22 protein-coding genes and 1 pseudogene are annotated in these 24,800 nt (G+C 56.0%); 15 read left to right on the top strand and 8 right to left on the bottom strand.

Annotated features, from left to right (window positions below; translation table 11 throughout):
* Positions 1-11: 11 nt before the first annotated feature.
* From DK391_RS11690 to DK391_RS11675, 4 genes are all read left to right on the top strand, one after another.
* Positions 12-761: a flavin reductase family protein gene (locus tag DK391_RS11690; RefSeq protein WP_109478160.1), complete on the top strand. Its 750-nt coding sequence runs from the start codon at positions 12-14 to the stop codon at positions 759-761.
* Between the two features lie 202 nt (positions 762-963).
* Entirely contained in the window at positions 964-1,800 is an 837-nt protein-coding gene (locus DK391_RS11685; RefSeq protein ID WP_162600786.1) for an alpha/beta hydrolase, read from the top strand.
* Between the two features lie 150 nt (positions 1,801-1,950).
* Positions 1,951-2,490 carry a 2,4'-dihydroxyacetophenone dioxygenase family protein gene (locus tag DK391_RS11680; protein ID WP_109478158.1) on the top strand — a complete coding sequence of 180 codons (540 nt, stop codon included), beginning with the start codon at positions 1,951-1,953 and terminating at the stop codon, positions 2,488-2,490.
* Positions 2,491-2,530: 40 nt separating this feature from the next.
* Positions 2,531-3,343 carry an alpha/beta hydrolase gene (locus tag DK391_RS11675; protein WP_204117343.1) on the top strand — a complete coding sequence of 271 codons (813 nt, stop codon included), beginning with the start codon at positions 2,531-2,533 and terminating at the stop codon, positions 3,341-3,343.
* Between the two features lie 69 nt (positions 3,344-3,412).
* On the opposite strand, the gene DK391_RS11670 is transcribed toward DK391_RS11675, so the two are convergent.
* Positions 3,413-4,081: a TetR/AcrR family transcriptional regulator gene (locus DK391_RS11670; protein ID WP_239482794.1), complete on the bottom strand. Its 669-nt coding sequence runs from the start codon at positions 4,079-4,081 to the stop codon at positions 3,413-3,415.
* 166 nt (positions 4,082-4,247) lie between these two features.
* Entirely contained in the window at positions 4,248-4,739 is a 492-nt protein-coding gene (locus tag DK391_RS11665; RefSeq protein WP_109478157.1) for a MarR family transcriptional regulator, read from the bottom strand.
* Between the two features lie 273 nt (positions 4,740-5,012).
* Between DK391_RS11665 and DK391_RS11660 the strand changes: the two genes are divergently transcribed.
* Entirely contained in the window at positions 5,013-6,557 is a 1,545-nt protein-coding gene (locus DK391_RS11660; RefSeq protein WP_109478244.1) for an MFS transporter, read from the top strand.
* Between the two features lie 145 nt (positions 6,558-6,702).
* Here the strand turns inward: DK391_RS11660 and DK391_RS11655 are convergent, their stop codons facing one another.
* Together DK391_RS11655 and DK391_RS45265 are read right to left on the bottom strand one after the other, a co-directional pair.
* Positions 6,703-7,563 (bottom strand): substrate-binding domain-containing protein, encoded by an 861-nt coding sequence (locus tag DK391_RS11655; protein ID WP_275426819.1) that lies wholly within the window; start codon positions 7,561-7,563, stop codon positions 6,703-6,705.
* Between the two features lie 18 nt (positions 7,564-7,581).
* Positions 7,582-7,749, bottom strand: a pseudogene (locus DK391_RS45265) (LacI family DNA-binding transcriptional regulator); the annotation flags it as partial.
* 202 nt (positions 7,750-7,951) lie between these two features.
* On the opposite strand from DK391_RS45265, the gene hisD reads away from it, so the two are divergent.
* From hisD to DK391_RS11610, 9 genes are all read left to right on the top strand, one after another.
* Positions 7,952-9,265, top strand: a complete 1,314-nt coding sequence (gene hisD, locus DK391_RS11650; RefSeq protein ID WP_109478155.1) for a histidinol dehydrogenase — start codon at positions 7,952-7,954, stop codon at positions 9,263-9,265.
* 354 nt (positions 9,266-9,619) lie between these two features.
* Positions 9,620-10,381 carry a glucose 1-dehydrogenase gene (locus DK391_RS11645; protein WP_109478154.1) on the top strand — a complete coding sequence of 254 codons (762 nt, stop codon included), beginning with the start codon at positions 9,620-9,622 and terminating at the stop codon, positions 10,379-10,381.
* A 45-nt stretch (positions 10,382-10,426) separates the two neighbouring features.
* The gene (locus tag DK391_RS11640; RefSeq protein WP_109478153.1) at positions 10,427-11,959 is read left to right on the top strand and encodes a sugar ABC transporter ATP-binding protein; all 1,533 of its coding nucleotides are present in this window, start codon (positions 10,427-10,429) and stop codon (positions 11,957-11,959) included.
* On the top strand, positions 11,956-12,942 hold the full coding sequence (locus DK391_RS11635; RefSeq protein WP_109478152.1) for an ABC transporter permease: 987 nt from the start codon (positions 11,956-11,958) through the stop codon (positions 12,940-12,942). Before DK391_RS11640 ends, DK391_RS11635 begins: the two co-directional genes overlap by 4 nt.
* Complete coding sequence (locus DK391_RS11630; protein WP_109478151.1) at positions 12,935-13,987, top strand: ABC transporter permease; 1,053 nt, start codon at positions 12,935-12,937, stop codon at positions 13,985-13,987. Before DK391_RS11635 ends, DK391_RS11630 begins: the two co-directional genes overlap by 8 nt.
* Before the next feature lie 150 nt (positions 13,988-14,137).
* On the top strand, positions 14,138-15,382 hold the full coding sequence (locus tag DK391_RS11625; RefSeq protein ID WP_239482793.1) for a sugar ABC transporter substrate-binding protein: 1,245 nt from the start codon (positions 14,138-14,140) through the stop codon (positions 15,380-15,382).
* A gap of 63 nt (positions 15,383-15,445) precedes the next feature.
* Complete coding sequence (locus DK391_RS11620) at positions 15,446-15,991, top strand: hypothetical protein (protein ID WP_162600785.1); 546 nt, start codon at positions 15,446-15,448, stop codon at positions 15,989-15,991.
* Between the two features lie 45 nt (positions 15,992-16,036).
* The gene (locus DK391_RS11615; protein WP_109478149.1) at positions 16,037-16,927 is read left to right on the top strand and encodes an N-acyl homoserine lactonase family protein; all 891 of its coding nucleotides are present in this window, start codon (positions 16,037-16,039) and stop codon (positions 16,925-16,927) included.
* Between the two features lie 2 nt (positions 16,928-16,929).
* The gene (locus DK391_RS11610) at positions 16,930-17,880 is read left to right on the top strand and encodes a 3-hydroxyacyl-CoA dehydrogenase (protein WP_109478148.1); all 951 of its coding nucleotides are present in this window, start codon (positions 16,930-16,932) and stop codon (positions 17,878-17,880) included.
* 20 nt (positions 17,881-17,900) lie between these two features.
* On the opposite strand, the gene DK391_RS11605 is transcribed toward DK391_RS11610, so the two are convergent.
* A complete protein-coding gene (locus tag DK391_RS11605) occupies positions 17,901-18,491 on the bottom strand; it encodes a DUF3251 domain-containing protein (RefSeq protein WP_109478147.1) in 591 nt (196 codons plus the stop codon).
* A gap of 295 nt (positions 18,492-18,786) precedes the next feature.
* On the opposite strand from DK391_RS11605, the gene DK391_RS11600 reads away from it, so the two are divergent.
* Complete coding sequence (locus DK391_RS11600) at positions 18,787-19,596, top strand: cysteine hydrolase (protein WP_109478146.1); 810 nt, start codon at positions 18,787-18,789, stop codon at positions 19,594-19,596.
* Here DK391_RS11600 and DK391_RS11595 read toward each other — a convergent pair.
* From DK391_RS11595 to DK391_RS11585, 3 genes are all read right to left on the bottom strand, one after another.
* A complete protein-coding gene (locus DK391_RS11595) occupies positions 19,537-22,107 on the bottom strand; it encodes a LuxR C-terminal-related transcriptional regulator (protein WP_162600784.1) in 2,571 nt (856 codons plus the stop codon). The two genes, DK391_RS11600 and DK391_RS11595, sit on opposite strands and share 60 nt — an antisense overlap.
* 154 nt (positions 22,108-22,261) lie before the next feature.
* On the bottom strand, positions 22,262-23,563 hold the full coding sequence (locus tag DK391_RS11590) for a cytosine permease (RefSeq protein ID WP_109478144.1): 1,302 nt from the start codon (positions 23,561-23,563) through the stop codon (positions 22,262-22,264).
* A gap of 71 nt (positions 23,564-23,634) precedes the next feature.
* Positions 23,635-24,579 (bottom strand): transporter, encoded by a 945-nt coding sequence (locus tag DK391_RS11585; RefSeq protein ID WP_109478143.1) that lies wholly within the window; start codon positions 24,577-24,579, stop codon positions 23,635-23,637.
* Positions 24,580-24,800: the final 221 nt, after the last annotated feature.

Here is a 24,800-nt window from a genome sequence, read left to right as displayed (position 1 = left end):
AGGATGAAGTCATGATCATTGACTCAGCCGACCTCAACCCCGTATCGGCATATAAACTTCTCATCGGTAGCATCCTTCCACGACCAATCGCATGGGTAAGTACCCTTTCGAAAGCTGGCGTCGCTAATATCGCTCCAATCTCGTTCTTCTCCGCGGCGGGTCGCCTTCCTCCGATGGTGACGCTACTATTGCAGCCGCGTTCGGACGGAAAGACGTTGAAGGATACCTTCGTCAACATCCGGGATACGGGTGAATTCACGACTAATCTTGTCAGCCTGCCGCATGCGCATCATATGCATCAGACTGCCACGGAATTTCCTTCAGATGTTGACGAATTCGACGCCGTGGGGCTAGAAAAGGCACCCAGTGTAGTCGTCAAACCTGCGCGTATCGCCGGAGCGCCCATCTCCTTCGAATGCAAGGTCGAGCGCATTTTCTCGGTTGGCGACGTCGGCGATCACGTCGTGTGGGGGAAGGTATTGCGTTTCCATATTCGAGACGACCTTTATCTCGAAAACGGACGCATTGACACAGGAGCTTTGGGCGCCGTCGGACGCCTTGCGGCCGAATACACCCTTGTCAACAATATTTTCACTACGCCTCTCGATCCCGATTTTCTCTCAAGCCGCGAAGGTCAGCGTGCATCGCGGCTGGACGGAAAAGCAGAAGACTTCTCACCGATTGACACGAAGGCCTGGTCTGCGTCTGGAGCGACGCTATCCGAATCCCGCGAGTCTAAAGAAGATCAACCGAACCGATAAGGTCGCGGTACCGGAGAGCGCTTCAACGAGCAACCGATCCACGCTCCCCTCAAGCTTGTAGTGGGAAACGGAGCCCAAGCGTCACTCCCTGCTCACCATTTCCAGGTCGATGACGCAATCCCGGTCTCGACCCGCTCACCGGTCTCAGTCTGCATCTTGCACGGTGGGACCCAATCTAACGTCTAGTCCAGAGGATTACACCATGAGCATTGATGCTGCCACCCCTCTATCTACATCCAAGTCGTCGAACTTTGACACAATCGCAGCACCAACAAGTGAAAAAGCCGCTGCGGCGCCCACAACCACGTCCGCTCTAAAACAAAATCCAAAGATTGTTTTTATCCACGGTTTTCTGGACCGTGGCTCAGTATGGTGGCGCGTGCGGGACCAGCTCAGGGCTTTGGGTCTGATAAGCGAAACGATTGACTTGCCTGGAATGGGCGGCGTGAAAGCGGCGGTTTCTGACATTTCGCTTGAACGTTACGCCGATGCCGTATCCGCACTTATCGAGCAGGTCGGGGCACCTGTGGTTCTCGTTGGACAGAGCATGGGATCTCAGGTCGCCGATCTTATCGCCACACGTAGCCCCGATCAGGTCGCAGGCCTCGTTCTTCTGGCGCCAGTCCCACTTGGCGGCACCGCGCTGCCAGACGAGGTAGTCGGCCCCCTTCGACGTCTGGGCGGCGACCGGGATGGGCTGAGCGGGCTTCGTAATATGTTCTCGTTTTCCCTCGACGAAGAACAGTCCGCTGAACTCCTTTCCTCAGCATTGCTGGTTGAACCGCAAAACGTGGTCCGTATTGTCGACACCTGGAACGTCGGCCATCCGTCAGGCAGGGAACCAGCCCGCTACAACGGACCGGTACTTGTTATTCGGGGTCAGGCGGATGGTTTCACCACGTCAGAGTTGGCTGGCGTGACACTAGCCCGATATCCGCAAGCCAGGTTGCTGGAAATTGAGCATGCTGGTCACTGGCCTCACGTCGAACAATCAACAAAGGTCGCAGAAGCGGTTGCTGATTTCGCATCGAACATTTGATCATCGAACAAACAAAATTGCATCTCAAATTTATGTTTGCCATATATGTCAATCATGACTATAGTGTCAAACATTGAACGCGTTTATGTTCAATAGATCCAGGTGACACTTCTACCCCACTTGCATAACGTTTTTACCAAGGACAACACGATGAGCGAAGTGATATCAAAGCGGGACGAGCTGGCAATTCCGTACCAATTGCCCCAGCCTGCGGACATGGTGGCCGATATCGTCCATCCGGGCGTACTCGACGAATGGCTCAAGGATGACAATCTCTGGGTTCCGAGCACCAAAACCGTGTCGTTCAAACCTCTTCTGTTCTGTGCGAGCCAAGGTTACTACGTAAACCTTCTACGCGTCCGTCAGACCGGCGTGCTTTCGCGACATCGCCACACGGGCCCTGTCCACGCAATGGTGTTACGCGGACGCTGGTACTACCTGGAGCATGACTGGGTGGCCGAACTCGGCTCGTACGCACACGAACCGGCAGGAGAAACGCATACGCTGTTCGTGCCTGAAGGAGTTGACGAAATGATCACCTGGTTCCACGTCACAGGTGGTTACACGTATGTCGATCCGCAAGGCAATGCGACGGGTTACGAGGATGTGTTCACGAAAATCGATGCCGCCCGCAAGCATTATGAATCGATCGGACTGGGTGCGGATTACGTCAAACGGTTTATCCGCTAACTAACTGGCAATACAACTGAGTTATCAGGAGATTTACATCGTGCAACGAAAGACCGTAAATGTCGACGGCGTCGCAACCAGTTATCTGACTTCCGGCGAGCGTGGTCCGTACGTGCTAATGCTACACGGAACGTACTGGAGCCGCGTCTGGCAACCCGTCATCGATGACATGGCTGCTGCCGGGTTACGCCCCATTGCGGTCGATCTGCCAGGTTTTGGGCGCTCCGATGGCGAATTGACTGTGGAGACGGCCACCATCCCTGCTCTGGCTGACTGGGTGGTGCGTTTCGCGCAGGCACTCGATATCAACGGACCTGTCGGCCTCGCAGGTCACGACATCGGTGGCGGCATCGCGCAGAAAGTGTTGGTCGACGGCAAGCTCAAGATTAGCCGCCTCGCTCTTATGAACGCTGTGATGTTCGACTCGTGGCCTGTTCCGGGAGTTATGCGATTTCGCGATCCGGCAGTGGCCGCCGCGACGACGCCCGAAGAAGTGCTTGCTGCACGCCGCAAGTCCGTACTCACCGCCCTCGCGCGCGAAGCTTCCGAGGCTGAGATCGCAGACTATCTCGATCCGTGGACCGAACCGCGCGTAACGCGGTCATGGCTGGCAATGGCCGGCGCTGCATATAGCCACTACACGATGGATCTCGTTCCGGCATTGCAAGCCTCCAGCGTCCCGAAGCTTCTCGTTTGGGGAGAGGACGATTCTTTCCAACTGGTCAAGCACGCCGAGCACTTTGTCAAGGAAATACCGAATTCCTCGCTCCTTCGCATCCCGAAGGCGGGCCATATTCCGACAGAGAACGATCCGAAGACAATTGCGCAGGCGCTCTCCAAGTTCTTCGCTTAATCTTTGCTTAGTACCGTTACACTTGGAAGGCACGTCGCCAGCTAGGGCAGCGTGCCTTCATTTGCTTAATCACTTAAGCAACGTGTTGATGAAGGAGTTGCAAATCTCCTTGAGCAACTTCCGGTCACCGTGAACGCGCTCCATCACAGCAATACCGCGCGTCATGGTCACTGCGACACGTGCCGCCTCGACTGCCGAAATTTTAAGCTGCGAACGAGCACCCGGAGAAGCAAGCGCATCGAGCAAAGCGGCTTCGAGCGCATCCAGCATGCTCTTGAGCGCCTCCTGTTGACGTCCGGAATCCGAATCCAATTCGACGGCGAGCTTGGTCGAAAGACAGCCGCGCGATGGTGAACCTTTTGTTATAGATTGGACGGCGAATGCAAAGAATGCTTCAAGTGCCGCACGAAGGTCAGGCTTGTCGAGCGCCTTTCGCGCATCTGCGATAAAGCGGTCTGCATACCGCTCGAACACACGAAGGAAGATTTCTTCCTTGTCGCCGTACGCGTTGTACAGCGACCCTCTCTGCACACCGGTCTCTTTGGCGAGATCAAGCATGGAAGTCGCCCGATAACCCTTTGCCCAGAAGATATCCAGCGATTGGCTGAATACGGTGTCTTCATCAAATTGTCTGACGCCTGCCACGGTATCACTCGCAAGGTAAAGGGATAACTCAAATTTTACAGCACTGGAAAAGATGCACAAGGCGAAGAACTGCAATTTGCGAGTAATGCGCACACAATGTCGCCTTGCCGCGAGCGCCATAACCGACAGAACACCACTTCTGATCCTCGACGAACGGGACATTCCATCGGATAGGTTCCGCTCCCCCGATCCGCGCAAGCTCGCAAGCGTTTCGCCGCTTCCGGCGATGCGATTTGCCTGAATCTCATCTCTTGTCGACCTACTTCGCTTTTGCTGGTCTGGCCATTCCCTGGCTAAACCGGACGGCAAACTCATCCGAAGTTAGCGAATCCAGCAATGCCCGCAAGGTTTGCGCTTCGGCATTTCCAAGCGCTGCATCGAAAACAGACTGCGCCTGAGTCCAAAGCACGTCACTCTCTGAAAGCTTTTCGCGGCCCCGCTCTGTCAGGTTGATCAGGCGGTGCCGACGATCGGTCGGGTTGATATCCAGGCTAACCAACCCGTCACGTTCAAGCGGCTTCAAAGTATGCGCAAGCGCCCCCGAATCCATCACGAGGGACGCTGCCAGCCTCCCCACGTTAGTCGGCTCCTGACGGCCTATCTCGGCCAGGATTGCTCGCTGTGTAATCTTGAGGCCAGTCGGTGCGAGTGCCACGTCGAACAGATGCGAAATCCGCCGAGTGGCCTTCCGCAAGGCCGTACAACCGCATTGGCTGCCCCTGGAGTGCTTCGCGGCAGTCTTGGTTGTCATCGTCCCTCTCCTTACGAAAACATTCAATTTGCGACATCGAGAGTATCACATTACCAGCATATGCAGACAACCCACACATTATCAGCATATGCTGATACATTAGTGTATTCACACGTTTAACCTTGTCTGGTTTCCGGGTCGACAACCCAAGCCGCCACGGGCGCGCATCTTCGCACGAGGAGCTCGCCACGGGGCGCATCGAAGTTAGCGACTGTGACCCGACAGATCGCCTGTATCGGTCTCGCCAAACCCGCGAGCCAACTGGAGAAATTGATGGACCACGCACTGGCCAGCGATGTCGCTGCGCAACGACGCCGTCGTGAACGACTCATTCTTATCTGCACGTCAGCGCCGTCATTCATGCTTCAGCTTGATGCGAACATCGTCTCCGTCTCGCTCACATCGATCGCGCGTTCACTGCATGCAGGCTTTTCAGGGATAGAGTGGGTGATTACCGCTTACATGTTGAGTTTTGCATCCTTGCTGATGCCCGCAGGCGCACTCGCCGACCGTTTCGGCCGCAAGCAGATGCTAATGCTTGGCCTTGGCATCTTTACGCTTGCCTCGGCGCTTTGCGGCGCCGCATGGAGTTTGCCGGTGTTGATAGCCGCACGCGCTCTCCAGGGTGCCGGCGCCGCATTACAACTCAGCTCTGCTCTCGCTACCCTGTCGCACTCTTTTCAGGGGGAGGCACGCGGTCGAGCGTTTTCCTTCTGGGGATCGGTTGTCGGAATTGGAATCGCTGCAGGCCCTGTAGTCGGCGGACTCATCACGCAAACTTTCGGTTGGCAATGGGCTTTCTATGTAAATCTGCCAGTCGGAATCGTGTTGATCGCGATGATCGCGCGGGTCATCGAGTCGTCCCGTGACCCTCACGCTATGCGAATTGACCTGCCCGGAGTTGGATGCTTTGCCGGCGCGCTATTTCTGGTTACGCTCGCCCTGATTGAAGGAACCCACCGCGGCTGGCGTGACCCGTGGATCGTCGGCGAACTTGTCTGCGCCGCCCTTCTTTTCGCCCTTTTCGTCACGGTTGAGCAACGCCAGACGCGTCCGATGCTTGAACTGCAGTATTTCCGGAAGCCCACGTATCTTGGCGCCGTTCTGGCGCAGTTTTCCTTCTCGATTGGCATGCTTACCATGCTCACTTTTTTGCCAATCTTTCTGCAAAGCGGCCTTGGTTTCGGGTCTGCCATAGCCGGCTTGATGATGCTTCCGATGGTTGTGCCACTTTTTGTGGTCCCTCGGCTGGTCTCGCGCCACCTGGCGCACCGACTCTCAGGAAGGGCATTGCTGTCTCTCGGGTTGTCGCTTGTGTGCGCCGGTCTCATCGCGTTCTATCTGGTAGCGAATTTGCTCGCTTACGAACCGCTTGTCGTGGGCATGCTACTCGTGGGCGTTGGCGCGGGCATCCTGAATGGAGAAACGACAAAGGTCGGGATGACTGTGATCCCCAAGGAACGCTCTGGCATGGCATCGGGCGTGTCGGGCACCGTACGCTTCACCGGACTTGTGCTCGGCATCGCGGTGCTTGGTGCTGTGCTCTATGGCAGCATCGAACGTTCAGTATCGCGAGCACTTCCAGCAATGTCCACAAGCGACCTGCTTCATCTCGTGCAAAACATTGCGGCAGGTCATCTCGGTCAGCTGACGGTCCCGGGACTCGATGTGGCCGCTCTACACCGACTATCGGTGCACAGTCTGGCAGCAGGCTATCAGATGCTATTTCTATGTGCTGCACTCTTCATGCTCATATCCGCGATCCTGACCTGGAAGCTGGTCAACCCACTGGAGACACCCCCGGCGCGGCCTGCCTGAAAGCCGGTTCGAACAAACTGACAGCGTGCCTTCAACAGGAAGGCATCATCGGAGCACTTCGAAGCTCCGATCGTCGCTAACGTAGTTGGAGAGGCACCAGGGAGGTCGAGATCGCGAGACGCCTGACTTGCGAACTGCACCAAGGCTATGACGCAGGCCCTGTCGTGTCCCGCCGGACAAGCTGGATGGGCAAAACATCATGCACGGGCGCACCCATACCACCCGCACGAATACGTTCCACAAGGCGCCTCGCGGCCGTACGGGCCATCGCTTCAACGGGTTGACGTATCGAGGTCAGCCCCACCAGCGGCGACCCGGCCATCGGCATATCATCGAACCCGATTATTGATAACTGATTGGGCACGGGAATGCCCTGACGTTTGGCGGCCTCGAGCACGCCAAGGGCAATAGTATCGTTCCCCGCGACAATTCCCGTAACCGGTATCGATTCGCCGAGCATCGACACCGCACTCGAATATCCCGCCTCAGTTGTGTACTCGCACCACAGAATCGATACCGCGTCTGCGGGCAGTCCTGCTTCCCTGAACCAGTCCAACGCGCCTTTTGCACGGTCACGACTTGTCGACGTGTTCTGTGGCCCCATGATCAGACCGATCCTGCGGTGACCAAGCTGGTAGAGATGCTCCGCTGCAACTGCTCCTGCGTGGATGTTGTCAATTTCCACAGTATCGACCATCACGTCGTCAACTGACCTGACAACCAGCACCATCGGAATTCCCCGTCGCTGCATCTCTGCGACGACAGGTGAATCCAGCGTTGCAGTGGCGAATATTAGTCCATCCAGATACCCATCGATCAACGGGCGGAAGGCCAACACATCGAGCGAATCGTTCATCGAGTCAATCACAAGCGTGATCTGATACCCAAGTTCCTGCAGTGCATCGTGCAAATGCGTCAGCAGAAGCGTCATGAACCGGTTGTGAAGCGCCCCCACTACGACGCCTATCAGTTTTGTCGGAGGTTTTTTGGGGCGTCGCCCCGCCATCGGAATGCGATAGCCCAGTTCCGCGGCTGCCGCCTGGACCGCCGAACGTGTCTCTACGCTAATCGCAGGATGTCCCGCCAACGAGCGTGAGACGGTAGACACCGATACACCTATCCGACCGGCCACATCCTCCCGCCGCACCTTTGTTGAGCGCGACCTTCCACTCCGATTTGCATTTTTTTGCATATGCACGCTTTTCAAAGAGAATCCGAGTAAAGTTTTTTCGACACCTTAGCGAATAGCGCTTCGCGACAAATCCAGGGAAAGTTTCTATCATTTGCAGAATTTTTGCACACGGAAATGCGATAAATTTGCGTCCAACGTTGCACGCGTCGTCTGACCCATGAGACGACAATCCGCCTCCCAATACCGATAGGAACGCAAACTTATGGCAATCCAATACCTCAAGCACGGTCGAAGCGCCGAAGACTCGTCTCAAGACGCTGCGAAAGTTCGCGACACCGTCACCGGAATTCTTTCCGACATCGCAAGCCGAGGTGACGAAGCCGTCACAGAGCTTTCCCGAAAATTCGATAACTGGTCGCCCGAAAGTTTTCGCCTGACTGAGGACGAAATCGGCGCGTGCGTTCGGTCACTCTCCGCAGGTCAACTCGACGACATCAAGTTCGCGCAGGCTCAGGTCCGGAATTTTGCACAGGCGCAGCGTGACTCTATCCGGGATATCGAAGTCGAGACCCTTCCTGGCGTCGTTCTTGGTCATAAGAACATGCCGGTAGACAGTGTCGCCTGCTACGTACCGGGTGGTAAGTTTCCGCACGTGGCATCAGCTCACATGGGCGTTGTGACTGCCAAGGTCGCCGGCGTACCGCGTATCATCTCCGCCTCCCCGCCCGTTCAGGGCAAACCCAATCCTGCCGTCATCGCGGCGATGCACCTCGGTGGAGCAGATGAGATCTACACCTTTGGTGGTGTTCAGGCCATCGCAGCTATGGCACTGGGTACGCAGACTATTGCCCCTGTTTCGATGGTTGTAGGACCGGGGAACGCATTCGTTGCCGAAGCGAAGCGCCAGTTGTTCGGCCGGATTGGTATCGACCTGATTGCTGGTCCCTCGGAAACACTCATCATCGCCGATGACAGCGTCGACGCGGAAATGTGTGCGACCGATCTGCTGGGTCAGGCTGAACACGGCTTCAACACACCGGCTGTGCTTTTGACAAACTCGATGGAACTGGCGAAGGCCACGATCGCAGAAGTCGAGCGCATTCTGAAAATTCTTCCGACTGCAAACACAGCAGGGGCGTCGTGGCGTGACTATGGTGCAGTCATCGTCACCGACACGGTCGACGAGATGGTCGAGGAAGCAGACCGGATTGCTTCGGAGCACGTTCAGGTTATGACACGCGATCCGGACTATTTCCTCGCGAACATGAAAAACTATGGCGCGTTGTTCCTTGGTCCGCGTACCAACGTCGCGTTTGGTGACAAGGTTATTGGCACCAATCACACGCTTCCTACGGGTAAGGCTGCACGCTACACGGGCGGACTGTGGGTTGGAAAGTTTATCAAGACCTGTACGTATCAGAAGGTACTGACGGACGAAGCCAGCGCGATGATTGGCGCGTACTGTTCGCGACTCTGCGCGATTGAAGGGATGATCGCTCATGGTGAACAAGCGAATCTGCGCGTTCGCCGCTACGGAAATCGCGAAGTTCCCTACGGCACAGCGGTGCCTGCCTGAACAGGCAACCGGCGATTGTGAGGCTATTTGAACCGAAGCACGTCAGACGAGGATTGAAATCCTCGTCGGGGTGACGGCGAAAATCAGAGGCGGCGGTCAGCGGCCCGAACTACTCACGAAAACGTTGAGAAAGCGCCATCTGACTTTTTCTTCTGCGATATTGGTAGGCACCGCGTCGGCTCGATTTCATTGACGGACGCTATCAGCAGTCAGGCCAACGTCAAGGTTCGGACACCAGTTCACGTCGCTGAACCCAACGGTTGACTAACCAATACTCGATCGTGCTCTCTATTTTTGGCTGATTTTTCAGTCATCACAGAATCACGGTTCATTCGATTATTATTAGGATTGCATATGTTACCGAAACTCCCTAATTTTCGCCTAGACGGGAAAACTGCACTTGTGACCGGTGCTGGAAGAGGCATCGGGCTTGCAGCTGCAGCGGCGCTTGCACAATCAGGTGCAAAGGTCACACTTGCAGCTCGAACGGAAAGCGAAGTTAAAGCTGCAAGCGAGGCTATTAATGAAGCGGGCGGCAGCAGCGACTGGCTGGTTCTGGACGTATCAGACTCCAAAGCGGTCAGCGCGGTAGTAGCGACTCGCGACCCATTCAATATTCTCGTCAATAGTGCCGGCATGAATCGGCCAATGAATCTGACCGAAGTCACCGATGAAGATCTTGACGCTCTGATGAATCTGAACGTTAAGGCTGCCTTCTATCTATCGCGCGAGATTTCGAAAAAATTGCTGGGTTCTCGCCAGACGGGTTCGCTCATCAACATTTCGTCGCAAATGGGACATATCGGCAGTCCCGGCCGTACTGTCTACTGCGCAACCAAGCATGCCGTCGAGGGCATGACAAAAGCATTGGCGTGGGAACTCGGTCCCTCGGGAATCCGCGTTAATACCATCTGCCCGACGTTCATCGAGACGAAGTTCACCGAGAACATGTTCAAGCAGCCGGGCTTCCGCGAACGGGTTACGTCGAGGATTGCGCTGGGCCGCGTTGGCCAGCCCGAGGAAATGATGGGTGCCGTGGTTTTCCTCGCAAGCGATGCATCCTCCCTGATGACTGGCAGCGCGCTAATGCTCGACGGCGGCTGGACAGCAGGCTGAGCGGACCCTACGGACACCTCCAACTACACAAAGGAGACGACAGCGATGGCAACCGACGCTAATAGTCCCACGCTAAATGTATCAAATCTTCAGAAAGCGTACGGACCAACGGTCGCGCTCGGAGGTGTGAGTTTCACAATCCTGCCGGGCGAAGTTCATGCCCTGCTCGGTGAGAATGGCGCGGGCAAATCGACGCTCGTAAAGATTTTGAGCGGCGTGGTCCGCCCCGATTCCGGGTCCGCTGAGTTAATGGGCGTGAAGTACGCGCCCGATTCCATTCTCACAGCACGCAAAGAAGGCGTCGCTACCGCATTTCAGGAGCTAAGCCTTCTTCCCAACCTGACGGTAGCGGAAAATCTTGCCCTCCCGAAATTGAAAAAAGGCGCGCTTCGGCTGATCTCGCGACCCGACAACGAGAAGCATGCTGCCGACATACTAGACAGGTATGGGCTGCCGCTCAATCCACGCAAGCCAGTTTCGCAACTGACTCTCGCTGATCGCCAACGACTTGAGATCGTGCGTGCGCTTAGCCAGAGTCCGAAGCTGCTCATCCTCGATGAACCCACGGCTGTCCTTTCATCGACTGACTGGCTCTTCGATCTGATTCGCGCAGAGACAGAAAAAGGAACGTCGATTCTGTACATCTCGCATCGACTGAACGAGATCCGGGAGTTATGCGCGCGCGGCACCGTGCTTCGCAGCGGCCGCAGTATCGCCACGGCCGAACTGGACAAAACTGGCGATGCCGCTATCTTCGAAATGATGGTCGGAACCAATCTGGCCTCCTTTTCGCGTGAGCGATCAGTATCAAACCAGACAGCAGAGCCACGTTTGCAAGTGGCTGACTTGCACGCAGGCAGCGTCAATGGCGCCTCCTTTAGCGTGCCCGTCGGCGGCATAGTTGGCGTAGCGGGACTGGATGGGCAAGGACAAAGCGACCTGTTCCACGCGTTGTACGGTTTGACGCCTATCAAATCCGGGGAAGTTCGTATCGACGGCAAGTCAGTGCGTCCCCGTTCACCGGCTCATGCACTCAAGGCTGGCATCGAGATCTCGCTGCTGCCTGAAGAGCGCAAAACCCAAGGTATCTTTCCCACACTTTCCGTGCGGCACAACGTAGCACTCGGCGCGATGAGCAAGGTATCTCGCTTCGGAGTTGTAAGTCGAACTCTCGGCCGGTCTCTCGTTCGCGACGTCGCAAAGCGCGTGGATCTGGCCGACCGCTACTTCAATTTTCAAATTGGAGACCTGTCGGGTGGCAACCAGCAAAAAGCATTGCTGGCGCGGGTGCTAAGTACGGGCGCACGAACACTGCTTCTCTTCGACCCGACAAGAGGCGTCGATGTCGGGACCAAGCAGGCCATCTACGAGGCAATTCATAACTATGCGGCCGCCGGTGGTGCCGTCTTGCTGTACTCATCCGAGCTCTCGGAAATCGTGCAGCTATGCGACCAATGTCTTGTTGTGTACGACGGTCGCATCGTCGCTCACCTAGAAGGCGACGAAATCGAAGAGCGTCGCATCGTCGCGGCAGCGACCGGGCATGTCGACGGTAAAGCATTGAGGAGCGCAGCATGAGTACCACCACAAGCCCGAAACTCTCACTCGCCAACGGCCTGTTGACAAATGGTGTCTCCACCGTTGCGATCCTGTACGTGGTTCTTTACGGCATCTATTCGCGAATCGAAGCGGGCGCCCTGTCCGTTTCCGCGTTCAGCGATCTTGTCAACAACACGATTCCGCTTGCGATAGCGGCAGCTGGGGCGACGTTCGTCATTCTCCTCGGGGGGTTCGATCTTTCCGTGGCGGGAGTGCTGTCGCTTGTGAACGTCGTCCTGGCAACGCATCCGCTAGACGGCGCGGGCGGTGCTTTGGCGAGCCTGCTCCTTGCTATCGGTATCGGTGCAGCAATCGGACTGTGCAACGGCGTACTGGTGGCCTACGGTGGTTTGCAGTCGATTGCCGTCACCCTCGCGATGATGATTCTCACACACGGCCTCGCGCTCGTCGTGCTTGATGCGCCAGGCGGAGGTGTTTCTGACTGGATCAGTGACACGCTCACAAACAATCTGTGGGGCGTAGTCCCAGTGTCGGGGACCGTCGCTATAGTGGTCGCATTGCTTTGGGCGGTATTCAGACGAACGAACACTGGCGTTGCCCTCTACGCGGTAGGAAAGGACCAAACGGCCGCGGCGCTCTCGGGCATCAACGTTAAACGGACCCGATGCGTCGCATTCGTACTGGCGGGCGCGCTTTACGGCGTCGCCGGATTCATGCTTTCCGCCCAGACGGCATCGGGTGACCCGAACGCCGGGATGCCGCTACTACTGCTCGTCTTCGCCTCTGTCGCACTTGGTGGCACTGCATTCTCCGGAGGACAGGGCAGTCTGTACGGCAGCATGATCGGAGCCGCGACCCTCATGTTGCTCCAGAAGGTGCTGTTTTCTTCCGGCTTCCAGTCGTTCTACATCGGGCTATTTCAAGGCTTCGTCATGATCGCCGCAGTGATCTTCGTCAATCTTGTCACGCACTTCACACGCAGGAGCGGCTCCCATGCTTAACTCGAAAACGAGTCCCGACGCACAGCCGGGACGGCCGACCGAAAGCCTCGCACGAGGCGAAGACAAGCGTGGCGTTGTCAAATTCCAGCGCGAAACAGTGAGCACTGCAGGGGTTTACATTGTTTGTATCGTCGCATTGCTGCTCTCCCGGCTGATTAACCCTGAATTTGGTAGCCTGCATCAGCTGCTAACAATCATCACACTTGCCTCATTTCTGATTGTGGCCTCGTATGGCCAGGGCTTGGCGGTACTGATTGGCGGACTGGATCTGTCGATTCCCTCTGTCGTCACGCTCGGCGGTGTACTCACAACGGTCTGGATGAGCACACTCGCCCCTTCAGGCACCTGGTGGCAGATTCCTGTCGTTCTCGCCGTATGTGCAACCGTTGGTGTAGTCAACGGTCTGGGAATAACGCTGTTCCGGATTCCCGCGTTCATCATGACGCTAGCATCGGGAATCATCGTCTACAGCCTATGCCTCGGGGCAACCGGTGGCACCCCGAGCGGAGCGGCACCACATCCGCTCGTGACGCTCATGTCCGGTCAAAGCGCTGGGCTTCCACTTGTCACAATCTTTGTCGTCGTATTTTGCGTGGTTGCGGCATTTGTTCAGTCCCGCACCACATTCGGGCAGCGACTCTACGCGCTCGGTAGCAATCCGGTGGCAGCCCGGATCGCGGGTATTCGCATTACAGGGCTGACCGTGGCCACCTACTCGCTCTCAGCCGCATTGGCAGGGTTTGTCGGGATGATGCTGGTGGGCTATTCAAACGGTGCAACGCTGCGCATGGGAGAACCCTATCTGTTGCCGTCAATTGCCGCAGTTGTTATCGGTGGGTCATCGATTCTCGGTGGACGAGGCAATTTTATCGGCACTATCGGCGGCGCCATCCTGCTGACAATCTTCGACATGGTCATAACGTCCCTCGGACTTGCACAGGGTTGGAGAACCATGATCTCAGGGGGATTGATTCTCGCTGCCATCCTTCTGCAGCACGAAGGCGCACTGGACTGGGTACGAGCAGCTGCGCGACGTCGCAGCTAAATAGATGGAGAAAGAGATCAGCCGGGCAACGGATCGCGTGCAAGGTTTCGAAACAGGTCTCCGATGCTTGCGGGTTCTTAAAAACATTCCGGGAACGATGGTGACTCGGTAGTCACTAGATATCAGACGGGTATTTTGCCAAGGAGACATATGATGAAAAGTTTCAAATCCGTACGGCGCTGGGTGGGCGCTGGTGCATTGCTGGGAGCCATGGCGCTCGCCGCGCACTTCGGCATCAACGCGGCCAACGCGCAGTCGAAACCGAAGAAAGACAAGTATCTGATTTATCTCAGCCTGAGTTACAGCGGCAATGCGTGGCAGTCGGAAGCGGCTAACGTAGTCAAAGCGCTTGCGAAAACGCCTCCGTATGACAAGCTCGTTGAATTGCGGGAAGTCATATCCGGTACGGATGTACAGGCGCAAATCTCAGCGTACGAAAGCATGATCGCTGCGAATGCCGATGGAGTCATCAGCTTCCCGATCTCGCCCACCGCGTTAAACCGGGTAGTGAAGCGCGGTTGCGAAAAAGGCACCCTCTTTTTCATGTACGACGCCACCGTGACAGAGCCCTGCGCATATAACGTCAGCTATATCACAGCAGGGTTTGGCGAATACACTGCGCAGCAACTGGTTAATGCGCTTCACGGAAAGGGCAACATCTTTCTGAGCCGCGGCGTGCCGGGTAACTCGGTCGACAAGCGTCACACGGATGGCGCAATGAGTGTCTTCAATAAATATCCGAACATCCACGTAGTGGCCGAATATTACGGCTACTGGGATGACCGCACCACGCAGCAGGAAACAGCAAAAGCGCTTGCCGCGCATCCAGATGTCGACGGCATCTGGGCACAGGCTGGCGAAAACGGTGCTATCAAGGCGCTGCAGGCCGCAGGAAAGAAACTCGTCCCTGTGACCGGGGAAAACTCGAACGGCTTCCGCCTCGCGTTGGCGAATCCGGATATGCGTGCTCAGGGATTGCAGGGTGTCTCGTCGGGATCCCCGCCTGCGACTGCCGCTTTCGCATTCAAGCTGATGATGGAAGTCCTCCAGGGAAAGCGCAAACTTGAAACTCACAACATTGAGTATCCGCTCCCCTGGGTTCCGGGTGATCAGGTGAAGTTGTGTACCGGTGACAAGCCTGAGAACGGCTGCAACGCTTTTCCGACGGGCAAGGTGCCCGAATCGTTTGTGACCGAAGTTTTCAACCCTCGACTGCTTCCTGAGCTGTCGCTGCGGTCAGCGCTTAACGGCGAACCAACGCCCGGCCAGACCATCCAGTCGCTGCCGGGAGATGCTGTTGTTGCTGCACCTGACCAGCCCGGCATCAACTGTCAGAAGTGCGCACAGCGCGCTGATGCGTACAAGCTCACCAAGGTCTCTGCGACAGTCAAGTAACACTCTTGAAACGAAAAGAAGGGGCGGTCTGCCGCCCTTTCTCAGTATATGAGCAGGCAAACTATGACTCCCCCAATTCGATCGACCACTCTGCTGGAGAAACCGCTCGTTCATGTCGCGGGTTGTGACGTGCTGGAGCTCCCACCAGAAGAAACAGACTCGCTCGCCGACGTCACGGTCACTCAGGACGAACTGATCGCTTATGCCGTAGCCGCACGCCCACTCTACGACAGCCTTGGAAGACTGACAGCGCAGCTTGCCGGACTGTTTTTGCTGGCGCAGATACGTGGCCGTTTCGATCCCGATTTCGAAGCCGTCACTACGCCCTTGGAGCGCGCACGCGAATGCAATGACGCAATTCGCTCCATTACCGCGCCAAAGGGTGCGACACGCCGTCACTGGGCATTGTGCCGTGCAATAACAATTGTGTGTGATGTGACAGACCAGTTTGCAAACACCAAAAGCGGTACGGAACAGGTGCGTGAACAGGTAGCCGTTTGGGTTGACCATCTGAAGAAAGCGAATGCGCTGGTGCGTTGGGCAGCTGATGCATCTCTCGGATTCAATCCTGTGGACTTCAGCCAGGCGTGCTGTAGTTGCAATGGTTGAAGCACCGGATACACAACCGATCATGACTATGAACAGGAGAAAAATATGAACGCAGGTTATTCAGTATGGGTACTCGAATACAGCTACGTCACAAACTATCACAAGAGTGGAGTGATCTACGGCGCGCACAATGAAGGGTTTGTGAAACTCCCCTATTGCTACGTGCTGATCAAGGGCAATGGCCATGTCGCTATGGTCGACGTGGGGTACAACAACAAGGATTATGGCGGTACGCTCGGGAACCGGTTTGGTGTTGAAAACTGGCATTCACCCAAAGACGTGCTGGCGGAGTGCGGCGTCAAACCTGAAGATGTGGACACCGTTTTCATCACGCATGCGCACTTTGATCACCTCGGCAACACCGACGATTTTCCGAATGCGACCTTTTACATCCAGGAGCGGGAACTGACGAAGTGGATCTGGTCGATGTCGCTTCCTGACCGGATGCGTTGGATGATGGGTGCAGTGGATCCTTCGGACATTCTGCGTGCGGTCGACCTCGCAAAGCAGGGCCGACTGGTGGTAGTTGACGGGGACCGCGAGAACGTCCTCCCCGGCATCGACATACACGCGGCATTCGATAGCCACACATTCGGGAGCCAATGGATACACGTTCGGAACGACAACCAGCAACCCTCGAAGGATAGCTGGGTACTCGCAGGCGATCTTGTCTACGTATTCGAGAATCTTGAATTTGATGCCTCGGCCATTGGTATCGACAAAATGTACAATCCGGTGGGCCTCGCGGTTGGAAGCCAGCTGAATCTGCTCCTCGCAACCGAAGAAATGATGAAGTCCGTTCAGTATGAAGCGCGACGCGTCATTCCTATCCATGAAGAGCGCTTGCGCGACACCTTCCCCTCGCGCATCACGAAGAACAACCTTCGCGTCAGCGAGATCTGTCTGTCAGCGGATCATGAATCGATGGTCAAGTGAATATGAAACCCTCGACCGACTCGAATAAGCTAGTATCGATTGTCGGCGCCGGTCTGGTTGGCGCCGGCTGGGCAATCGCCTTCGCTCGCGCCGGCTTCACGGTACGAATCTTCGACGCCGATCCACGCATATCCGAACAGGCCATTCCGTGGGCCGCGGAGCAGTTGCAGGAACTCAAGAAGCACGGACTGCTGGAGGAGTCGCCGCGCGACGTTTCTGCCCGCCTCACCCGCGTTGCCACCCTTGAGGAGGCCATCTCGGGGGTCTCCTACGTGCAGGAATCGGTTCTTGAGCGGACGGACGTCAAACGTCAGCTAATGGAAGCGATCAACCACATCGCCGACGAAAAGGTCATCATCGGGAGTTCCAGCTCGGGCATTCCTGCATCTGCGTTCGCCCATGATTTGCGGATCTCGCCCCGAGTGCTGATCGCTCACCCGGTCAATCCGCCTTATCTCGTGCCGGTAGTCGAACTCGTGCCGTCTCCGCAGACTTCGGCAGAAACCGTCGAGTGCGTTGATAGCCTTATGACTGGCATCGGACAGAGCGTTGTCCACGTACGAAAGGAAATCGAAGGATTCGTACTCAACCGCCTTCAGGCCGCTTTGCTACGTGAAGCCTGGGCGCTACATCGCGACGGCATCGCCACTTGCGAGGATATCGACAAGACCGTTCGCGATGGGCTCGGCTGGCGGTGGTCATTCATGGGTCCGTTCGAGACAATTGATCTCAACGCTCCTGGTGGCGTGGCCGACTATGCCAATCGGCTAGGCCCACTCTACTACTCGATCATGCAATCGAGGACAGAAGACGGGCCTTGGGACCCCCAGTTGATTTCGCAGGTAGAAAGCGACCGGCGGCAACACCTCGCAGTTGACGACCTCGCAAAGCGTCGCGACTGGCGCGACCAGCGTCTAATGGAATTCGCGGCGCGACGCATCAAACGGCAATAAAACCCGGACTGCCGGGGCGCCTACTGGAGAACCGGTGGGCGCAACTGGACGTTGTTCAGCGATGCCGCAACAGAAAGGTACGCTGTCTCGTCTGGTTTAGCCGGCGCCAGGATTACCTCCACAGGATTCCAGGTGCCGGGATAAAGCGTGTTCGGGACAGTCAGCTCTTTCGAATGCAATGACTTCTCCCAGTCCCCGTAGCTGAAATCAGGTTGTGAAATGTCGAGGGACTTACCCCACTTGAAATTCAATTTCGCTCCATTGTAGGTCGCCATTCCAGGATTCCCGACCAGAAGCTTCAATTTAACGCCGTTTCCATATGGCGTCATGTCCTGCACTGCAAACAGCAACTCCCCGAGATTTGTCTTTGCGATGGAATAGCCCTTGTCCGTGACGTCTAGCATGGACGTAGTGTCCTGCGCCCACTTCTGTTGAACCTCGAGCATCGAGACGCGCTGCTCCAGCTTGGCATTGTTCGCTCGCATCTGATCCATCTGCGCGACCTGAGCACGCAGCTCTTTCACCGTCTCCGATAGCGATGTGACCTCCGGGTCTTTCGCTGGTGTGCAAGCAGTGACAACAATTGTCAAAAGTAGAATCAGTCTCTTCATTTTTTCGTACGTTGATATTGAGCCAGCGACTCTGACCTCCCGATCAAGGTTAACGGCGTGTTGTGGAGTTTCTAAAGACCTTTAGAGGTCAGTGCGCCGAACAGCAGCACCATCATCTTCCAGAACTGATATTTGGCCCTAGGCGGTGCGCGACCGTCCGACGCGCATTCGTGAGTCTGCGATCCTGATCGGCCATCCCCCACGTTTGAGGACAACACCCCCTACGATTGTCCTCGCGCGAATCGCGCCTTATCTATCCTGACGTTAGTCACTATTGACGACGAGGACCACGGTCATGAAGGAATTCGAGCAGCGCAACATAAACATTCTGGGCTCTACGGAGGGCGACCATTACATCCTCCATAAAGGACGAATCGATCTAAGCAGACGCGAGATGCCGGTACGCTCCGCTACCATACCCACTGACACGCTTGATATCGAGATTGACAAGCGGAAAAGCGCGCTGGTGGTCGTTGATATGCAAAACGATTTTTGCGCAACGGGAGGCTGGCTTCACGCCGTCGGTGCCGACATTGAACGCACGCGCCGCCCCATCGAACCAATACAACGTGTGGCCCAGGCGTTTCGACTGAACGAAATGCCTGTGATATGGCTAAATTGGGGCGTCCGTCCGGATTTGCTGAATCTCCCCCCCGTGGTTCAGTTCCCGTTCAAGCAGATGGGCGGCGGGGTCGGTTTGGGGGATGTCCAGCCCGAACAACCCGGTGCCCCACAAGCTGTTGGTAGCCGTGTGCTGACGAAAGACAGTTGGGGTGCAGAACTCGTAGACGGATTACGTGTTCAGACCGGTGATGTCTGTATCGACAAGCACAGGATTAGCGGCTTCTGGGACACACCGCTCGACTCTGTCTTGCGCAATGTGGGCATTCGTACACTCATGTTTGCCGGAGTTAACGCCGACCAATGCGTGCTGGCAACTTTGATGGACGCCACGTTTCACGGCTACGACAGCGTATTGCTTTCCGATTGTGTTGGCACATCGTCGCCCGACTTCTGCCTGGAAGCGACGATTCTAAATGTGCGCTCAGTTTTCGGGTTCGTCACGGATAGCCGACGCCTCTGCGACGCGCTGCAGGACACTTGAAAAGCCCGAAAATGGACTAGATACTACGCGGCGATGCGCTTCCAGCACCGCTTCGTCGCGTGTGGTGACCCCAAGTTTCGTAAAGATCGCCTTGAGGTGATACTTGACGGTTTCCGGCGACAAAAACAACAATTTTGCTATCTGCTTTGTTGATTGGTCACGCGCAAGTTGCATCAGAACCTCGCTTTCGCGGCCAGTCAAAAAGTCCAGTGAACGAATCGCTGCGCGAAACTCTCGCTCCCAGACCTGCACTATCATTCTGGCGGCAGGACTCCCAGAGCCATCGCCGGCTGCCACCTCCCGTACCAGTGGCAGAAGGTCGACCCCATGATCCAGAAAAAGCTGCGCTGGTGGTACGTCCGAACACAGAGTCAGCGCGAATAGCAGTCGTTCCTGCGCTTCGTGTCTTCGTTCCGCGGCCAAAGAAATGTTGGCCAAAAATATGCTGGCAATGATCTCTGGCAAGCGACGATGTTGTCTTCGCGCATCGTCCTGAAGTTGCGCTGCGGCGCTCTCCGCCGCGCCCAGATCCGCCTGGATTACAGCGTAATAGAAACGGGCTCGTCCTGCGGCTTCCATCACACACCACGGGATGTCCAGCGCATTTCGGTTCTCGACGAACGCAGGATAGGCACCTTTCAATTCAGTGTTTTGCCTGAATGCGGCATCTGCCTCGTGCCGGGCACCTCGCCGACACAGTAATTCGATTCTGGTGGCGTTCAAAAGATGGCGATATGCGGTACGACGCTGCTCCTGACAATGGAGCAATTCCCGTCCCAGTCTTTCCAGTGCCTGCTGCCATCGCCCGGATGCTGCCTCGGCAAACGCATGACAGACGGACGCGCCTTCCGACACTTCGAGAAAGGGCGAACGCTCCAGCGCATCGAGTCGCTGAAAACAGCTTCTTGCCTCGTCGAGTTCGCCACGTGCATAGTGAATTCGTCCCAGCAGCGCATACGTCATCTGACCGAACGCATTCTGCTGGCGACGAAACAGGTCGAATTCCTTGCTCAAAACACGTCTAAGGTGGTCCTCAGCTTCGTCCAGAAGGCCCGAGTGATAGTCGTTTTGTGCCTTGTAGATAGGCATCCATATGCCGTTCGCCGTTAACCGGTGACGCGCGTTAAACCGCTCAAGAGCTTCCGTCCTCAGTTCAGCTTTGGCGAAATCATCATACCGCTGCGTCAACAACAACTCGACGATTAACACCAGTCCGAGCAGACGAGGATCCTCATTGGTGCGCTCAATGACATCTGCTTTGACGGTTTCCATTTTTTCCCAGGGAGAAAATGGAAACAGCCGCTCGCCTTTTTCGAACAGAGCAACGCATTCGGCACAATGCAGATCCGTCCAAACGGGATCCGTCGATGGCGGCGATGAAATGTCAATTTCTCGCCGAATTTCATCGAGTCTGTACTCATTTTCTACAGGGTTATCATCAACAATCGAGCCGCATACTTCCATCAACGCGATACGCGGATGACTTCGAATCGCCTTCACAGGCAGAATTTCCAATAGACTTCGCACGTAACCCATGCCTACCGTTACACCGAGACGTAGCGCTCCGGCCTTTTCGATGATCCGGCAAGCTAGTGCTGCGTCGTCCGCGCGCAATGCGTGCCCGACAGCTTCATATATCTCATCACGATTGGCAAAAAATGCTGCCGCTCTCATATGCAGACGTGTAAGCCTCGAGGCGTCATCGCGCTGGCGAGCAAGCACCAGAAACTCACGCAGAAGCGGATGAAGAGCCGCTCGCCCGCGCACTTCATCAACCGCAACGATTGGATGGAGCGAGGTCATCTTCGAAATGAATAGGGCGCTGTCCCTGCGCTCCCGCAGCGAATCGGCCGATGGTGCATCCACATACTGCAGAATCGCAACATCCAGCATGAACTGCTTGAGTTCATCATCAACGTTGCGCCACACCTCACTAGCGAAATATGAGAAAACTGGCCCCGCAGGCACAAGGTCGTTGATCTCTCCGAGCCACGTCTCACTGTCGCGGATGCCAGAACCAAGCCGGATCAGTTGAAGAACGAAGGCCCATCCCTCCGTCAGTTCCTGAACACGCTCAATCACATCTTCCCGGGTATCCTGAGGCAACAGACTGCGCGTCTCCTCAAAACTGAACCGGAGTTCTCGTGCGTCGACCAGTCTGACCCTCCCTTGTAAGACCAGCGCGGTCAGATCGAGATGCGGAAGCTCCCTGCATGCAAGGACGAGATGAACACCTGCGGGCAACGACAGCAAAATTTCGCGCAAAAGCTGTGTAGTTGGTTGCGACGCGGCTACCTCGTATTCGTCGACCAGCAATAGAACATCATGCTCGCCATGCTCCACTCCGGACAGTACATCTGCAATCTTTAACGACGCCCCCTTCCCTGCGGCGGCCAGTGCCCTTTCAAGCGATGCAAGGAATATCTCTGGTTGACGGTCCTGCTCATCGCAATTCAGCCAGGCGGTTACAGACTCGCTGCCTGTACGACGCACCGCGAGCTGCGCAAGCAATGTGGTCTTTCCGAATCCTGCTGGCGCAACAAGCACAGTCGCCCGGGCCGTGCTTGGCGGGCTGCACATGATTCTGTCAATTAATCGCGCCCTTTGAACGGCGTCCTCGACGTGGACGTGCGAACGAAATTTGGATGCGCGATTCACTTTGCTCTCAGATGCCACGATTCTGTGCTGACCTTGTCGCTCTCGTGCGTGATGTCGTCCAGTTTAAAAGGAGCCAGACAAGCGCTGAAATCAGTAGCGAGTCGAGCGGGGCAATCGAAGTGATCACGATTTGCAGCCGCCCTGCGGCGAACGCGAATCCACTTCCAGCCAGCCATGCAACGAACGCCTCGGGGTGCCACGCCACTGGGGCATTGCTTTTACCGAAGCGATCGCCCAGATAGAAGTTGATCAGATAAACGCCCCCGACGGGTGGAATGCAAACGCTAAGTACTACCAGAAACGGTGTCACTTTCTCGCTGATACCCGCAATGCCGGCCAAAGCGCCAATGACACAAATCGCAATTGCAAGTTGCCAATGAGGCCGCCTCGGCGCAATCGTGGCGGCAATCAACGATCCAGCATAAAGATTGTACGCGTTGGTTGTTACCGCAATGAGCAGAACCGCAACCATTGCCGGGATGCCAAGACCGAGCGTCAGCATCAGCTTCACGAGATCCTGCTCCCCGGTCGCAACAGCAGGCAAGCCAGACAACATCAACACTAGAGGGAACAACACCCCGTACGCCAATCCGCACGCGACGGCAGCCTGCGCTGGAGTCTTGGCAAATCTCGACAGGTCGGGCGCCAGAATTGCCCCGGTCATGATACCACCAGCAACCATTGCAATACCCGTCGTCATCGAGAAAGCACCCGAAGGGGCCACCGTCAGCACGCTCCCGATATGGGTCACTCTCAACGCAGCGACGAGCGTCCAGAACAGTACCAGGAGCTTGAACGGAGATGCGATCATCGAAAGCAGGTCCAGCGCCCTGAATCCAACAATCGTGACCGCAGCCATCAGAATACATCCGGCAAGTGCCAACACACGCACCGGTAAGTCAGCCATGAAATCGGGCAAGGTCGGCCGAACCGCTTCACCGAACATCATGGCTACTACACCGAACCAGCCAACTACCGCAATGATAATGACTAGATTGACGAGCGCCCCGCCGCGGGTACCAAATGCTCGCTGGATAAGTACGTAGGTTGTTTGCCGAGACCGCGCGCCCGCAATCGCCGCCGGGAGGGCAACGAGCGCCAGCAGCAGACCACCCGCAAGACTTGCCGTCAACGCACCCTTCACACCCAATGCATGCGAAAGACTGGCGCCCATCACGAACGCTGGCAAGGCGATCATGACCCCCAACAGGACCATTGTGATCCGGAATCCGCTAACAAGCTGTGTGCTACGGATAGATAGCCCTTCTGATATTGCTTCTGAAGCATGCGTTCGATCAATCTGGGGCATGGCTGCACTCCGTCAGTGAAGGAGTCCAATCTCGACTATCGTGTCCGTCGAAATCGGGTGGAAGAATCGCTTTAGTTGAATGCTTTCGAGAAGATCAGATACACGACGTTCTGTGCCAACGAGTTTCTTGTGTAGATCGGTATCGAAGCCTTCAACTTGATGTTGCTTTTCCACTGTGGAATCGTATAAGACAGCACAGGGCCAATCCCTGCTGACGCGAACCTGTTCCCACCGGGAACAGCCTGCCCGTTCTGATGGTCGTCGGATAGTTGCGTTGCGTAGTAGCCCGCCAGCCCGAACTGCCACAATCCCAATTTTTCGCTGATCGCATAGTCGAAATCGATCACCGGTCCATTGTGGTATTTCGTGGCTGAATTCGTTGCTGCAATATCGAGAAATACGTGCAGGCTAAATTCCGTACCATCACCAAACACGTTGGGACCAGTCAGATAACTAAACGCCGCATTCGGTATGTAGTAGATCGTGTTCCGGCCAGTCGATACGATGGCATTCTGGTCGTAGTGACCTGTTGGGAAAATCATCGAATACGCAAGCTTCACTGTGAGACCAGTTGGTGCGCTTCCAGTCGAGTTCCCAAGATATCGACTCCACACCAGGAGGTCCGAATAGATGTCACCAGTACCGTCATAGGTGTCACTTCGATTATTCAGTTCGATATGACCTGTCGCCAGACTGCCTTGAACCGAAGTACCCAAAGTCCCGCCAAAGAGCTTGAACGGATAAATATAGAGTGCGCCGACGGCTGCAACGCCACTGCTGTTGGCCGCTGATATCGTGCTGCTGCGATGATGATTATTGTCGTAGTACTGTGATCCGTTAGCATACCCACCCACGACCGCGCCGTAGAAGCCCGTCTCGGCAGGCAAATAGGCGTTTTCGATATCCGACCCTCCGACTGGCCCGCCGTAAGCGGGACCTTCGGCGGCAAAGCCCAGTGGCACCAAGGCCGCAAACGCAACAAGGCCGACCACGACTCGGCAGATAGCACGCTTCATTGATTATCCTTCCTTGTACTTGAGTATTGAACGTGGGGAGCGATAAGCGGCTTGCTCACCGATGCACAACATCCGGAGCTGTGATGGATTGCATCGTCAGTCGCCATAAAAGCCATTGGTCATTGCGCAAGGGGAGGAAGCGAGGCGATTTGGGGGATATGTGGTGGGGGGTGTCTGTTGTCGACGTCTGAGGCTGCCGCCGATCTTACGGGTGTAGAGCG

It is taken from the genome of Paraburkholderia sp. C35, from assembly GCF_003121405.1.
Lineage (GTDB): Bacteria > Pseudomonadota > Gammaproteobacteria > Burkholderiales > Burkholderiaceae > Paraburkholderia.
Note: the sequence above shows the minus strand (reverse complement) of the source record. Positions and strands in the feature narration are given on the sequence as shown.